Origin of the sequence: Paractinoplanes deccanensis (assembly GCF_016862115.1) — a bacterium.
In the GTDB taxonomy this organism is placed as follows: Bacteria; Actinomycetota; Actinomycetes; order Mycobacteriales; family Micromonosporaceae; genus Actinoplanes; species Actinoplanes deccanensis.
Genome location: NZ_BOMI01000003.1, coordinates 14,016 through 27,933, shown reverse-complemented (window position 1 = coordinate 27,933; position 13,918 = coordinate 14,016). Strand labels below are relative to the sequence as shown.

Annotated in this window: 14 protein-coding genes; 5 read left to right on the top strand and 9 right to left on the bottom strand. The window is 71.7% G+C overall.

Annotated elements, in window-relative coordinates; genetic code table 11:
- Nucleotides 1-80: 80 nt before the first annotated feature.
- The 3 genes from Ade02nite_RS01160 to Ade02nite_RS01150 are packed head-to-tail and all read right to left on the bottom strand — an operon-like array spanning nucleotide 81 to nucleotide 2,282.
- A complete protein-coding gene (locus Ade02nite_RS01160; protein WP_203759581.1) occupies nucleotides 81-506 on the bottom strand; it encodes a GNAT family N-acetyltransferase in 426 nt (141 codons plus the stop codon).
- Entirely contained in the window at nucleotides 496-1,416 is a 921-nt protein-coding gene (locus Ade02nite_RS01155; protein ID WP_203759580.1) for an aminoglycoside phosphotransferase family protein, read from the bottom strand. The genes Ade02nite_RS01160 and Ade02nite_RS01155 overlap by 11 nt, the downstream gene beginning before the upstream one ends.
- Nucleotides 1,417-1,472: 56 nt before the next feature.
- A complete protein-coding gene (locus tag Ade02nite_RS01150) occupies nucleotides 1,473-2,282 on the bottom strand; it encodes a PrsW family intramembrane metalloprotease (RefSeq protein ID WP_203759579.1) in 810 nt (269 codons plus the stop codon).
- A 213-nt stretch (nucleotides 2,283-2,495) separates the two neighbouring features.
- On the opposite strand from Ade02nite_RS01150, the gene Ade02nite_RS01145 reads away from it, so the two are divergent.
- Complete coding sequence (locus tag Ade02nite_RS01145; RefSeq protein ID WP_203759578.1) at nucleotides 2,496-3,776, top strand: multidrug effflux MFS transporter; 1,281 nt, start codon at nucleotides 2,496-2,498, stop codon at nucleotides 3,774-3,776.
- A 22-nt stretch (nucleotides 3,777-3,798) separates the two neighbouring features.
- Here the strand turns inward: Ade02nite_RS01145 and Ade02nite_RS01140 are convergent, their stop codons facing one another.
- Together Ade02nite_RS01140 and Ade02nite_RS01135 are read right to left on the bottom strand one after the other, a co-directional pair.
- On the bottom strand, nucleotides 3,799-5,232 hold the full coding sequence (locus Ade02nite_RS01140) for a multicopper oxidase family protein (protein WP_203759577.1): 1,434 nt from the start codon (nucleotides 5,230-5,232) through the stop codon (nucleotides 3,799-3,801).
- A complete protein-coding gene (locus tag Ade02nite_RS01135; protein ID WP_203759576.1) occupies nucleotides 5,225-5,674 on the bottom strand; it encodes a DUF6220 domain-containing protein in 450 nt (149 codons plus the stop codon). Before Ade02nite_RS01135 ends, Ade02nite_RS01140 begins: the two co-directional genes overlap by 8 nt.
- A gap of 144 nt (nucleotides 5,675-5,818) precedes the next feature.
- Between Ade02nite_RS01135 and Ade02nite_RS01130 the strand changes: the two genes are divergently transcribed.
- Nucleotides 5,819-6,235 carry an SDR family oxidoreductase gene (locus Ade02nite_RS01130; RefSeq protein ID WP_307871186.1) on the top strand — a complete coding sequence of 139 codons (417 nt, stop codon included), beginning with the start codon at nucleotides 5,819-5,821 and terminating at the stop codon, nucleotides 6,233-6,235.
- 64 nt (nucleotides 6,236-6,299) lie between these two features.
- Here Ade02nite_RS01130 and Ade02nite_RS01125 read toward each other — a convergent pair whose 3' ends face one another.
- Entirely contained in the window at nucleotides 6,300-6,644 is a 345-nt protein-coding gene (locus Ade02nite_RS01125; RefSeq protein WP_203759575.1) for a hypothetical protein, read from the bottom strand.
- Between the two features lie 156 nt (nucleotides 6,645-6,800).
- Between Ade02nite_RS01125 and Ade02nite_RS01120 the strand changes: the two genes are divergently transcribed.
- The 3 genes from Ade02nite_RS01120 to Ade02nite_RS01110 are packed head-to-tail and all read left to right on the top strand — an operon-like array spanning nucleotide 6,801 to nucleotide 9,497.
- The gene (locus Ade02nite_RS01120; RefSeq protein WP_203759574.1) at nucleotides 6,801-8,150 is read left to right on the top strand and encodes an MFS transporter; all 1,350 of its coding nucleotides are present in this window, start codon (nucleotides 6,801-6,803) and stop codon (nucleotides 8,148-8,150) included.
- Nucleotides 8,151-8,165: 15 nt separating this feature from the next.
- Nucleotides 8,166-8,999 carry a hypothetical protein gene (locus Ade02nite_RS01115; protein ID WP_203759573.1) on the top strand — a complete coding sequence of 278 codons (834 nt, stop codon included), beginning with the start codon at nucleotides 8,166-8,168 and terminating at the stop codon, nucleotides 8,997-8,999.
- Complete coding sequence (locus tag Ade02nite_RS01110) at nucleotides 9,000-9,497, top strand: mycothiol transferase (RefSeq protein WP_203759572.1); 498 nt, start codon at nucleotides 9,000-9,002, stop codon at nucleotides 9,495-9,497.
- 37 nt (nucleotides 9,498-9,534) lie between these two features.
- Here the strand turns inward: Ade02nite_RS01110 and Ade02nite_RS01105 are convergent, their stop codons facing one another.
- Genes Ade02nite_RS01105 through Ade02nite_RS01095 form a run of 3 tightly spaced genes read right to left on the bottom strand, consistent with a single transcriptional unit; the run spans nucleotide 9,535 to nucleotide 13,829 of the window.
- Nucleotides 9,535-11,001 (bottom strand): ATP-binding protein, encoded by a 1,467-nt coding sequence (locus Ade02nite_RS01105; protein WP_203759571.1) that lies wholly within the window; start codon nucleotides 10,999-11,001, stop codon nucleotides 9,535-9,537.
- Nucleotide 11,002: 1 nt separating this feature from the next.
- On the bottom strand, nucleotides 11,003-12,661 hold the full coding sequence (locus tag Ade02nite_RS01100) for an NAD(P)/FAD-dependent oxidoreductase (protein ID WP_203759570.1): 1,659 nt from the start codon (nucleotides 12,659-12,661) through the stop codon (nucleotides 11,003-11,005).
- Nucleotides 12,662-12,671: 10 nt separating this feature from the next.
- Nucleotides 12,672-13,829 (bottom strand): NAD(+)/NADH kinase, encoded by a 1,158-nt coding sequence (locus tag Ade02nite_RS01095; protein ID WP_203759569.1) that lies wholly within the window; start codon nucleotides 13,827-13,829, stop codon nucleotides 12,672-12,674.
- Nucleotides 13,830-13,918: the final 89 nt, after the last annotated feature.

Sequence of the window (13,918 nt, the reverse complement as noted above, 5' to 3'; positions counted from 1 at the left end):
TCACTCGAACGAGGGGTGGCATGACTCCCTACCACTGCTTCAAGCCGTGTAGCGGGAGTGGGCTGGTGGCACGGTGGCCATCAGAGGGACAGATTGAGCAACTCGAGGCCGGTGACTCGGTAGAAGCCGAGCGATTCGTAAAGAGCCAGCGCCCCCGCGTTGTCCGTCTCGGTCTGCAAGGAGACGCGGAGGGCGCCGGCCGCGCGGGCCTCCGTGATGACGTGGGTGAGCAGGGACCGGGCGGTGCCCCGGCGCCGGTGGCCGGGGCGTACGTACAGGTCCCGGATCACCCACGCCGTGGACAGGCGCAGCGACGCCGGTTGCACGGTGACCGTGATGAAGCCTTCGGTGCCCGCCGTGTAGGCGGTGAGGCGGCCGGCGGCCAGGTGGGTCTCCAGCCAGGCCGTGGTGCGGGCCGGGAACGGGGTCTCGCCGTAGTGGGCCCGGTATTCGTCGAAGAGCGGGGCCAGCGTGGCCGCCGTGGCGGCGCTGATGTCAGAGGGCATCGAGGTGCTCCAGCTCCGCGTCGAGCAGGGCCGTCACGTGGGTCTGGCGGCCGTCGGTGGCCGCTATGCCGCGGCTCGGGCCCTCGGTGAGCATCAGCGTGTAGAGGTGGATGCGGTAGAGGGCGAGCCGGATCAGGGCCGCGCGGTCGAGGGGGCCCGGGTCGTAGCCGGCCAGGAACGGGTGATCGGGCTCCTCCTCGATGCGCCGGAAGAGGGCGGGGGAGACCAGGTCGAGCAGCGGGTCGCCGTAGAGGTAGCGCTCGCCGTCGACGAGGCCGGTCAACTCCCCGGCCGGGGACGCGAGGACGTTGCCGTCCCACAGGTCGAAGTGGAGCAGGGCGGGCGTGGTGACCGCGGCCAGCGCGGCGGTGTGGCGTTCGACGGCGCCGTCCAGGGCGGGTGGCAGGGGGACGCCCCAGGAGGCCGCGTCGGAGCGGAGCGACTGCATGATCGCGGTGAAGGCGGTGGGCCAGTCGGGGCCGGCGGGGCGGTCGCCGGTGTAGCCGAAGTGGTCGCCGGTGAGGGTGTGGATGCGGCGGACGGCCGCGCCGAGCTGGTGGCGGGCGCGTGGGGCGTCGGCCTCGGTGAGCGGGCGGCCGGGCAGGTGGGTGGTGACGATCCAGCCGGGCGAGACCGCGAGGACTTCCGGTACGGGTGCCAGGCCCGCGACGGCGCCGAAGTACACGGCCTCGGCGGGGATCAGCTCACGCTCGTACGACAGAAGGCGAGCTGACGCGGGCGGCGCCACCTTGACCACGACCCGGCGGCCGTCGGTGAGCGAAGCGAGCCAGACCGCGGCGAAACCGCCACCGCCGAGCTCGGACGCGGTGTCGAGCGACGCGCCGAGGGCCTCGCGGACGATGGACGCGATGTCGGGCTCGGCCAGGACGGGCTGGGTGGGGCTGCGCATCCGGCGAGATTAATGCCGGGCGGCCGATCCCGGGGGACCGGCCGCGGAGAAGGACGTCATACCGCCACGGGCGAGGAGAGCAGCGGCGCGGCGCGGTGCTCGGCGAAGACCCGGTAGCGCCACAGCGCGGTGAACAGCCAGCCGAGGCTGATCACGGCGAGGATCACGTACGACAGCGTGCCGGGGAACGAGTCCCAGCAGGTGTGCAGGACGACCGCGCCGATGAACGTGCCGACGAACTCCAGCAGGTGCTTGACGTTCGGGGTGGCCACCAGGGCCCACAGCGCGCCGGCGGTGAGGCCGGTCCAGGCGGTGTGGCCGGCCGGTGAGGTGAGGCCGCGGATGAACAGGGTCTCCTCGACGCTGCCGATGTTGCCGCCCGAGGAGAGCAGCGCGGTGAACGCGTACCCCATGGTCTCGAGCGCCGCGAAGCCCATGCCGGAGGCCACACCGATGATCAGGCCGTCCGAGGGGAGGCGGCGGCTGTGCCGGGCCAGGATGGTGAAGAGCAGGATCACCGGGACGATGAGCTTCGCCGACTCCTCGATGACCGCCACCAGCACCAGCGGCAGGACGCCGAGACCGCGCAGCGTGTTGTATTCGAGGGTCCCGGCCACCACGATGCCGATGACCCCGCCGAAGAAGGCCGAGACCACCAGCGCCGAGGTCGGCACCTGCCAGCGGCCCGTGCGGGCCTGGGCGAAGGTGAGGAAGGACAGGGGTACGACGGTCGCGCCCAGCAGGATCAGGGCGGGCACGAAGTTGGGGTTCTGCGTGTGGACCAGGGTCCGCAGCACAACGACGTAGAGAGCAAGACCGATGACCAGGACGCCGAGCCACGCCCACCGGCGGGAGAGATCGCGCATGGCAGGCGCTGTACCCGAGCACCCAGATCACGTCACGGAAAAGCGACGCGCGTCGCACCGGTGGCCGGCCCGAGCCCTTCCGGCGAGGGCGGCTCACGGTGCGAGCGCAAGCGGAATATCAGCTGCTAGGAGGCGTTATCCCGGCTTTGTGACGGTTCTAACGAAGGTGGCCAACGGCGGAAGATCCTGGACGCTCGACGGCTTGTCGCAGTTGTGGCCGAAACTCGCACCGTAACCCCGCCCGAAGACGACCTGTCGCCCGGAGAGCTGCTTCCCTCGGGGCGGCGCTTCCGGATTGTTCTCGTGCTCGGATTCCTGACCGCGCTCGGTCCGCTCACCATCGACATGTACCTGCCTGCGCTGCCAACCATCACCGACGACTTCGGTGCCACCGCGGCCGCCGTCCAGCTCACGCTCACCGGCACGCTGGTCGGGCTCGCCTTCGGGCAGCTGCTGGTCGGCCCGCTGTCCGACGCGGTGGGGCGGCGGGTGCCGCTGCTCGCCGGCGTCGGCGTCCACCTGGTCGCGTCGCTGCTGTGCGTGATCGCGCCGAACCTGGCCATCCTCGGCTCGCTGCGCGTCCTGCAGGGCCTCGGCGCCGCCGCGGCCTCGGTGGTCGCGATGGCGATCGTGCGTGACCTGTTCAGCGGGTTCGCCGCGGCGAGGCTGTTCTCCAGGCTGATGCTCGTGGTCGGCGTCGCGCCGATCCTCGCACCGACCATCGGCGGGCAGACCCTCCAGTTCACCTCGTGGCGCGGCGTCTTCGTCGTGCTCACCCTCGCCGCCGCCGCGATCATGGCGGCCACCGCGATCGTGCTGCCCGAGACCCTGCCCGCCGGACGCCGCCGCAACGGCGGGATCGCCGGCACCGTCCGCGACTACGGCCGGCTGTTCACCGACCGGGTCTACGTCGGCCTCATCCTGGTCGCCGGTCTCGCCATGGCGGCCCTGTTCGCGTACGTGAGCGGCTCGTCCTACGTTCTCCAGGACGGCTTCGGCCTCAGCGAGCAACAGTTCGCGTACGTCTTCGCGGGCGGCGCCGTCGGGCTGATCGGCGCCACCCAGTTCAACGTGCGGCTGCTGCGCCGCTGGACGCCCCAGCAGATCCTGGGCGGCTCCCTGCTGGCCGGCCTCGGCTTCGGCCTCGTGCTGCTCGTCCTGGCGGTGACCGAGATCGGGGGCCTGGCCGGCATCCTGATCCCGCTCTGGCTGGTTCTCGCCATGGTCGGGCTGGCCATGCCGAACGCCCCCGCCCTGGCCCTGTCCCGACACGGCGAGGCAGCCGGCACGGCCGCCGCGCTGCTCGGCGCGGTGCAGTTCGGCGTCGGCGCCCTCGCCGCACCCCTGGTCGGCATCCTCGGTGTCGGCGCGGTCGCGATGGCCGTCGTGGTCTTCGGCGGCATGCTCGCCGCCACCCTGGTCTGCTTCCTCGTCGTCCAGCCGCACCGCCTGCCCGTCGAGCAGCCGGAGGCGGTCGTCGCGCTCGTCCACTAGGGAGCGGCGGGGCGGCGGAGCGTCACTCCGGCTCGTTGCCGGCCGTGCCGCCCACGCTGAACGGCGTGGTGACACCCTCGTACATCAGATGGGCGACCAGGCCCTCCGCCGCGTGCGGCAGGTTGTGGCAGTGGTCCATCCAGAGGCCGGGGTTGTCGGCGACGAACGCGATGTCGTACGTGTCACCGTCCGCCACCTCGAGCGAGTCCACCCACCACGGGCTGCCGGTGGCGGGCACCCCGTTGCGGCTGAGCACCACCGCGTGATGGCCGTGCAGGTGCATCGGGTGCGACTCGCCGCTGTGGTTGGCGATGCGCATCCGGACGACGTCGCCCTCGGTGACCATGAACATCGGGACGTCGGGGTAGAGGTGGCCGTTGACGGTCCAGAACAGGCCGGGCCGGCCGTCGAGGAAGCCGGGACGGCGGCCGATGTCGTAGCGGAACTGCCGGTCCGGCCGCGCCGGGTCGAAGCCGAGCGGCCGGTTCGAGCCGTACGTGAGAGGGTCCAGCCTCGTGGCGGGGCGGGCTGGCGGTGGTGCGGGCGCGCCGGCGGGGCCGAGGACCAGGGAGGCCGCGCCGCTCAGGCTGACCCGGACGGCCGACCCGTCGGCCGGGGTGGTGACGTCGAGGTCGGCGCGGCCGCCGGCGGTGACCGGCACCGACACGTTCGCGACGAGGGCGGGCCCGGACACGTCGGTGCCGTCGATCGCGATGAGGCGGAAAGGCGCGCCTGCCACCCGTACGGAGACCTCGCCGTTGTCGGTGTTGACGACCCGCAGGCGGAACCGCCGGGCGGGCGGCGCGTCGACGTGGGTCTCGCCGGGCCGGCCGTTGACCGTGGCGGTGCCGTCGTAGTTGTGCGTCAGCGCCACGACGTCGGTGACCCCGGCGACGGGCGCGGCGGTAGCGACCACCAGGGCGCCGAGCAGGCCCTGACGAACCTGCTCGGCCGAGATCTGGTGGGAGTGGTACCAGAACGTTCCGGCCTGATCGGCCACGAACCGGTACGTGTGCTCGCGGCCGGCGCCGACCGCGTCCTGAGTCACCCCGGCGACGCCGTCCTCGGCGTTGGGCACGTCCACGCCGTGCCAGTGCAGGGTGATGCCGTCGGGCACGTTCTCGTTGACCAGCCGCACCTGCACGAGCTGGCCCACCGTGGCGTGGATCGCCGGGCCGGGGGTCTGCCCGTTGAGGGTGTAACGGTCCTTCTCCTTGCGCGCGGTGAGGGTCACCCGCACGTCGGCGGGCCGGTCCGGGTCGGCGATCAGCGTGGTGACGCTGCGCGTGCCTGCGGTCGGCATCGCCATGTCGTGGCCGCCGTGGTCCTCGTACCCCATGTCCGTGACCGCGTAGGCGGACGGCAGCCGGCTGGCGTACGCGTGCCAGCCGAGCGGGCCGAGGATCGCGGCGGCGCCGAGGCAGGCCACGACGAGCCTCCGGCGGTTGTCAGGCATGCGCGGGTTCGGCGGCGGAGGAGGCCCGGGCCCGGCGGGCGGTGGCGATCGCCGTGACGAACAGCAGCAGCGCGTTGGGCCCGTGCAGGGCGGCGACTCCCGGCACGTGGTGGCCGTAGACGCCGAGCAGGACCTGGAGGATGACGAGCCCGAACACGACGGCGGCCCACTTGAGGCCGCCGGGGATCCGGGCGAAGAACGACACGATCAGCAGCGCCAGCGCGATCAGGGGGATGAGGATCTCGCCGTTGAGGGCGTGGATGGGGAAGCCGATCGCCTCCGGGTACGGCGTGCTGTGGCTCTCGCGCTCGGCCTTGTCGAGGACACCGCCGTCCTCGGTGACCCATGTGGTGAGCCCGAAAAGCGCGCCGACGATGGCGGCCGCCTGCACGGCCACCTCGACGGCGACGGCCCACGCCAGGATGCGATAGACGAGTTTCATGAAGATGGGTGCCCTTCCCGCTCCCGGCGTCGGCGTTGCCGGATCAGCCCTTCGACGGAAGGAAAGGCGGCCGGCTCATCGGTGTGACCCGTCGCACATAGCCATCTCTATTGCTCGGCTCGGCAATGGCCCCGGCATGGCGGAATGGTGCGTGTCGGACGACACGTGGCAATGGCAAGCATGAACCGGACACCATGTCCGACATGGCGCCCGGGCTCTTCCGGGCCCGTTGCCGAAGGAGCACCGCATGAACCTCGGAATCGCCGGCCGCACCGCCCTCGTCGTCGGCGGCAGCGGCCTCCTCGGCCCCGCAACCAGGCCGTCATCACCGCCGCCAAGGTCCTGGCCGACGCGTACGCCGGGTCCGGCGTCACCGTCAACGTCGTCAACCCCGGCGTCGTGGTCACCGGCACCCCGTCACCCGCCGTCCCACCCGCGACCCCCGGCGAGTCGACGCCCGAGCAGGTGGCCGCGCTGGTCGCCTTCCTCTGCTCGGCGCCCGCGGCCGCCATCTCCGGCGAGTCCGTCGCCGTCGGCCACCGCGTGCGCGGCGTCCAATGACCTGCCCGGAACTTGGCAGACCCACGTGCGCCACCGGGACACCATCGTCGGCCTCTTCCCGCAGTCAGGCCAGGGGAACCCCGGTCTCGGAGAGCTGATCGAAGCGGCCGTCGGCGGCGAGCGTCCCGAAGACGTAGCTCTCGGCCTTGACCTTCGTGCCGTCGGTCAGCGTGGCCTCGTAGACGTGCCGCTCGGCGTAGCGGCTGCCCTCGGTCAGCTCGTCGAGCACGGTGACGGTGCCGCTCTCGACGCGCCGGCGGAGTCCGGCGAGCATGGCCTCGAAGGCTTGCCGGTCCATGGGCGCGCCGTCCAGCCGGTGCGTGTAGGTGGGTGAGAAGTATCGGTCGAAGGTGGTCGGGTCGTCCCCGGGCGCGAAGACCAAGTCGCGAAGAGCGTCACTGATACGCATATCTGACCTGACGCGGGACGGGCCCCGGAGATCACGTCTGTGACCGCCGTAACGCGTACGCGCAGGTCAGGCAGTGACCGTTCACACGTTGTCGGGTGCGCGGATCAGGAGTTGTCTTGAACGCGTACGTGTCAGGCAGCGAGTGAAAGGCGGACCATGCCCCTGCGTCCCGGAGCCCGGGCCTGGGCGGTGTGGGCCGTCGGCCTCGCCGCGTACGTCCTGGCGGTTCTCAACCGTACGTCCCTCGGCGTGGCCGGGCTGGACGCGCAGGACCGCTTCCACATCGGCGCCGGCGCGCTCGCGTCGTTCGCCGTGCTCCAGCTTCTCGTGTACGCGGGACTCCAGGTGCCCGTCGGGCTGCTGCTCGACCGGTTCGGCTCGCTGCGGCTGATCGTCAGCGGCGGCGTGCTGATGGCCGCCGGGCAGGCCCTGATGGCGACCACCGACAGCGTCGGCGGGGCGATCGCGGCGCGGGTGCTGGTCGGCGCGGGCGACGCGATGACCTTCATCAGCGTGCTGCGCCTGGTGCCGCAGTGGTTCCCGGCCCGGCGGGTGCCGGTGGTCACCCAGCTCACCGGCATCGTGGGGCAGGCGGGGCAGGTGCTCTCGGCCGTGCCGCTGGCCGCGCTGCTGGCCGGGCCGGGCTGGACCACCGCGTTCCTGTCGGCGGCGGGCCTCGGGGTCTTCGTGGCGGTGGTCGCCTTCGCGGCGCTGCACGACACCCCCGAGCGCAAGATCAACAGTGGCGAGGCGCTCACCCTGCGCCAGCTGCGCGTCGACCTGGCCGGCGCGTGGCGGCATCCCGGCACCCGGCTCGGGCTCTGGACCCACTTCACGACCCAGTTCACCGGTACGGTGTTCGCGCTCATGTGGGGCTTCCCGTTCCTCATCGCCGGGCAGGGGCTGGCCCGCGAGACGGCGAGCACGCTGCTCACCCTCTTCGTGCTGGTCGGCATGGCGGCCGGGCCGCTGCTGGGCGTGCTGGTGCAGCGCTACCCGCTGCGCCGGTCCTACCTGGTCCTCGGCATCGTCTTCGCGAACGCGGCCGGCTGGGGACTGGTGCTGGCCTGGCCGGGTCACGCGCCGATGCCCGTGCTGGTGCTGCTCGTGCTGGCGCTCGGCATCGGCGGGCCGGGCTCGATGATCGGGTTCGACTACGCCCGGACGTTCAACCCGCCGCACCGGCTGGGCACGGCCACCGGTGTGGTCAACGTGGGAGGCTTCGTCGCCTCTCTGCTCTCCATCGAGCTGATCGGGCTCATCCTGGACGCTCGCACGGGCGGCTCCGCGACCTACGACATCGCGGACTTCAAGGTCGCCATGGCGGTGCAATACGTATTCATGGCCATCGGTCTCGTCGGCATTCTGCGCACGCGCAGGCTGGCCCGGATCAGGATGGCCGAGGAAGGCATCGTGGTCCGCCCGCTCCGTCAGGTGATCGCCGAGCGCCGGGGTTTAGCCGCCGGCCGGGAGGTAAAGGCGAAGAGCTTGCAGACGCGCGAGTGACGGACTGAGGAGGACATGACCGAGCACGCACCGGGCCGCTGGTCCGGCATCGACATCACGAAGACCATCGCCGGCACCCTGGCCGCGGTTTCCGCGGCCTTCCTGGGATCGTTCCTGGGCGTCGCGGGCACCCTGATCGGCGCGGCCGTCGCCAGCATCGTCGGCTCCGTGGGCACGGAGCTCTACCACCGCTGGCTCAACCGCGGCACCGAAAAGATCAAGTCGACCTTCGTGACGGCACCGGCCGCGGTCGGCACGCCCGAGGTCGCCGCCGCCGCCGAGGAGAGACCGTCGGAGCAGGTTGCTCCGGTCAAGCTTCGCTGGGGGAGAGTGGCCGCGGTCGCGGGTGCGCTGTTCGTGCTGGCGATGGGGTCGCTCACCGCTTTCGAGCTGGTCACTGGTAAGAGCGTCCCCGCGTCCGTCGGCCACGCCACCGGGTCGAGCACCACGATCGGCGCCGCCTTCGGGAGCAAGAGCGATAAATCCGATAAATCGGACTCGGGGACGACGGTGCCGTCCGAGTCGCCGTCGCCGTCCTCGACCGAGGAGCCGGCGCAGGACGCCACGGAGAGCCCAGCTCCCGGCCAGACGACCGAGCCCACGACGACGGAGACGCCTGCCGGCACGCCGACGACCGACACGCCGGCGCCTGCTGACGAGCAGCCCCAGGACGGGCAGACTCAGGACGGGCAGACTCAGGACGGGCAGACCCCGCAGGACGGCTCCACCCAGGGCGGCCAGGACAGCCAGACCGGCCAGACCGGCCAGACCCAGGACCAGGTCGGCCAGAGCTCGGTCGGCGGCTCCCAGCAGCAGGGCACCGGCGACAGCACAACCACGGGAGAGTAAATGGACGCCAAGGACATCCTCGCCGAGGCCTTCGGCCGCCTGCCCGAGCTCGTGCACACGGCCGTCCACGGGCTCAGCCCCGAGCAACTGCGGTGGCAGCCGGCCGAGGGGGCCAACTCGATCGGCTGGCTCGTCTGGCACCTCACGCGGGTGCAGGACGACCACGTGGCCGAGGTGATGGGCGCCGAGCAGGTCTACGCGACCGGCGACTGGGCGGCCCGCTTCGGGCTCAAGGACGCGAGCGAGACCGGCTACGGGCACGACGCGTCCCAGGTGGCCGCCGTGGCGCCGGAGAGCGCGCAGGTGCTCGAGGACTACTACGCCGCGGTGCACGAGCGCACTGTCGCCTATCTCGCCGGTCTCACCGAGGCCGACCTCGACCGGGTGGTCGACGAGCGCTGGGACCCGCCGGTGACGCTGGGCGTGCGCCTGGTCAGCGTCTACGACGACGACGCGCAGCACGCGGGACAGGCCGCGTACGTGCGAGGACTGCTGTAGGCCGGGTGGGCGCGTCGCGAGACGCGCCCACCCGCGCTCACGCCGAGGCGGGCTCGTTCAGCGGCAGCCGCACCGTGAACTTCGTGTCGCCCGGCTTGGACTCCAGCCGGATGTCGCCGCCGTGCCCGTTGACCACGATGCGGTACGAGATGTCGAGGCCGAGCCCCGTGCCCTCGCCCACCGGCTTGGTGGTGAAGAACGGCTCGAAGACCCTCTTCTTCAGGGCGTCCGGCACGCCCGGCCCGGTGTCGCCGACCGAGACGATCACGTGGTCGTCCTCGCGGTACGTCTTGATCGTCAGCGTGCCGGCGCCGTTCATGGCCTGCACCGCGTTGTCGATCAGGTTGGTCCAGACCTGGTTGAGCTCGGCCGGGTGGGCCGGGATCTGCGGCAGCGAGCGGTCGTAGTCCTTGACCACCTTCACGCCCGTGCCGATCTTGTGGTTGAGCATCACCAGGGTGCTGTCGAGGCCGGTGTGCACGTCGATCCACTGGTGCGCGGCGCGGTCCATCTGCGAGTACTGCTTGGCCGAGGCCACCAGCGACGACACCCGGCTCGTCGCGTCCTCGATGTCGGTCATCAGCTGCTCGGTCTCGAGCGCGTAGCCGATCCAGTGGATGGCTTGGTCGAGCAGCTCGGGCGAGCCGACCCGGGCCTCCATGTCGTTGAGGCAGTCGAGGTCGAGGCCGCCCTGGGCGAACACGGCGGCCAGGTCCCAGGCGCCGGTCACGTTGCGCTCGTCCATCCAGTCGCCGAGCTCGTCCTCGCGGTCGGCGACCTGCATGGCGGTCAGCGTGGGCGCCTTCGCGGCCCGCTCGATCACGTCCTCCTGGAGGGCGACCAGCTCCACGAGACGGTCCGGCGCCACCTTGCCGGCGGCGAGCATGCCCAGCTTGTGGCGCATGCCGGCGACCCGCTGGCGCAGCGAGGCGGTGGCCCGCGAGGCGGCCGCCGCCGGGTTGTTGAGCTCGTGCATGAGGCCGGCCGAGAGCGCGCCGAGCGCGGTGAGCCGCTGCCGCTCGCTGATCGCCGCCTGCGAGCTGCGCATGCCCAGGGTCAGGCCCTCGAGCAGGTGGACGGCCATCGGGAACCACTCGCGCATGATGTGGCCGAAATCCTCGGCGCTGAGCACGAAGAAGTCGGAGTCGTCGAGGGCGCGCATGCTCGCCATGTAGCGGCGCGGGACGCCGTCGTCGCGCAGGTAGGCGTTGGTGGCGCCCATGTAGACGCCGCGCTGCTCGGTGCGGGTGGTCTGCACGTCGTCCTGGCCGACCTTGCGGCTCAGCGCGATCGTGCCGCTCAGGAGCACGAAGAACTGCTCGGCCGGATCGCCCTCCTGGATCACCACGCCGCCCGCGGGCATGTGCATGGTGCATCCGTGGTCGGAGATCCACTGAAGCTGCTCGTCGGTCAGCTTCTCGAACAGGAACAGGGTGCGAAGCTCGGACGGCGGGAGCACGCCGGGCTCGCAGGGCACGAGCTTGACCTCGTCGGTGTCGCTCATCTCACTGCGCCTCCAGGTAGCGATGGACCAGCGTGACGGCCATCGCGCCCTCGCCGACCGCCGAGGCCACCCGCTTGACGGAGTTGGCCCGGACGTCGCCGGCGGCGAAGATGCCGGGAACACTGCACTCCAGGTAGAACGGATCGCGGTCGCGATCCCATCCCTTCGGGCGGGACCCATTTGTGAGCAGGTCCGGCCCGGTGTAGACGAAGCCCTTCTCGTCGCGGGCCACCGCGGTGCCGAGCCAGTCGGTGCGCGGCTCCGCGCCGATGAAGACGAAGAGGTAGCCGCACTCGACGGTGGTGCTCATGCCCTCCTTGCTGTCGCAGATGGTGATCGCCTGGAGGTGGCCGTTGCCCTGCGCGCCGATCACCTCGCAGCGGGTGCGCACCTTGATGTTGTCCACCTGGGCGAGCTGCTGGATCAGGTAGTAGGACATGGAGGCCTCGAGCGAGTCGCCGCGCACCAGCAGCGTCACCGAGCGGGCGTAGCGCGAGAAGAAGAGCGCCGCCTGCCCGGCCGAGTTGGCGCCGCCGACGATGTAGACGTCGCTGCCGGCGCAGGACGGGCCCTCGGTCGAGGCGGAGCCGTAATAGACGCCGGAGCCGGTGAACTCGGCGATGCCGTCGGCGACCAGCGGGCGGTAGGCGACGCCGGTGGCGAGCACGATCGAGTGCGCCGAGACCTCGCCGCCGTCGGCGAAGGTGAGCGTGCGCGCCGAGCCGTCCGCGCGCAGGCCGGTGACCTCACGCGTGTTGAGCACCTCGGCCTCGAACTTGCCGGCCTGCCGGCGGGCCCGGTCGGTGAGCTGCGCGCCCGAGATGCCGTCGGGGAAGCCCAGGTAGTTCTCGATGCGGGAGCTCTGGCCGGCCTGGCCGCCGACGGCCTGCCGCTCGACCATGAGCGTCTTGAGGCCCTCCGAGGCGCCGTAGACGGCCGCGCCGAGGCCGGCCGGCCCGCCGCCCACGATGATCAGGTCGTAGAAGTCGCGCTCGGGGGCGGTGGAGAGCCCGGCCGCCTCGGCCACCTCGGTGCTGCTCGGCCGGGCCAGCGCGCGGCCGTCGGCGGTCACCACGAGCGGGATCGACTCGGGGCCCACTCCGGCCGCCTCCAGCAGGCGGCGGCCCTCGGCCTCGTCGGCGCCGTACCACTTGTAGGGCACCAGGTTGCGGGCGAGGAAGTCGCGGATCTGGTACGACGGCTCGCTCCAGCGGTGGCCGACGACCCGGATGTCCTCGATCTCGCGGTCGCCGGTGGCCTGCCACGCGTCGAGCAGCGCGTCGATCACCGGGTAGAGCTTCTCCTCCGGCGGGTCCCACGGCTTGAGCAGGTAGTGGTCGACGTCGACGACGTTGATGGCCGAGATGGCCGCGTCGGTGTCCGCGTACGCCGTCAGGAGCGCGCGGCGCGCGTTCGGGAACAGGTCCATCGCCTGCTCCAGGAACTCGATGCCGTTGATCTGGGGCATGCGGTAGTCGGCGAGCATCACGGCGACCCGTCCGCCGCGCAGCTTGAGTTCCTTGAGCGCGTCGAGGGCGTCGGTGGCCGACGAGGCGCGCAGGATCCGGTACTGGTCGCCGTACCGGCGGCGCAGGTCGCGGGCGATGGCCCGGGAGACCGACGGGTCGTCGTCGACGGTGAGGATCGCGGGGTGGCCCATGTGTCGTACCTCAGCTTCGGCTAAGCAGGTCGGCGTATTCGGGGTGGCGGTCCAGGTATCCGATGACGAAGGGGCAGGTCGCGACGACCGGGGTGGCGCGGCCGCGCGCGTCCTCGAGGGCCGCGGAGGCGAGCCGGCTGGCGAGGCCCCGGCCCGAGAACGACTGCTCGATCTCGGTGTGCATGAGCTCGATCTTGTCACCGTGGCGGCGGTAGTTGAGCACGCCGGCGACCTCGCCGCCGAGCAGCACTTCGTACCGCTGGCGCTCGAAGCTGTCGACCACCACCGCGTCGGACGCGTCGGGCACGCCGACCTGGGCGCTGCCCTCGACGCGCAGCTTGCGCCGGGCGCGCTCGTAGAACGAGGTGCTGCCGAGGCGGATGACGTTGGCGGCGGACGGGATGGGCTCGATCGCCAGCTTGTCGTCGGGCCGCGCGTAGCCCTCGATGATGCCGTCGACCTCGATGGCGAGCCGGCCGCTGGTGGGCAGCACGTCGAGCTCGAGGCGCTCGGAGAGGGCGAGCATGAGCGGGCGGTTGAACGACGAGTGCGCGGCCGAGGCGGTGACGATCAGGCCCTCGACGTTGGGCGAGACGATCGGGCCGCCGGCCGAGAAGCTGTACGCCGTGGAGCCGGTCGGCGTCGAGACGATGACCGCGTCGGCCGCGTAGTTGACGAAGTTTTTGCCCTCGACGGAGATGCCGATGGCGGCCAGCCCGTCGCCGGGGACCCGCACCATGGCGATGTCGTTGAAGGCGGAGACCCGGTTGCCGTCGGGGAGCACCGTCTGCAGCGCGGTGCGCGACTCGACGGTGAACTTGTGCTCGTCGATCGCGGAGAGCGCGGCGGGCAGGTCGGGCAGGTCGACCTCGGCGAGGAAGCCGAGCCGGCCGACGTTGACGCCGAGCACCGGGGTCTTGCGGCCCTCGACCAGCCGCATGGTGCGCAGCATGGTGCCGTCGCCGCCGAGGCTGACCAGCAGGCCGGCGCGCTCGACCATCTCCTCGGGGCTGACCGCCTCGGCCTGGCAGTCGATCCGGTCGATCTCCTCGTGCAGGCCCAGCACGGTGACGCCGCGCCGCTGTGCCCACTGGGTGATCGCGTCGATCGCCGAACCGCAGTCGCGACGCGGGTGCAGCACCAGGCCGACCACCTTGACCATGCCCATTTGCCCGTACACCCCGCCCGTGCCGATCGAGTTCCGAAGAACACAGCCTTGCACGACCGGGGCGGCGTCGGCGAGGGGAGGCGACGGAG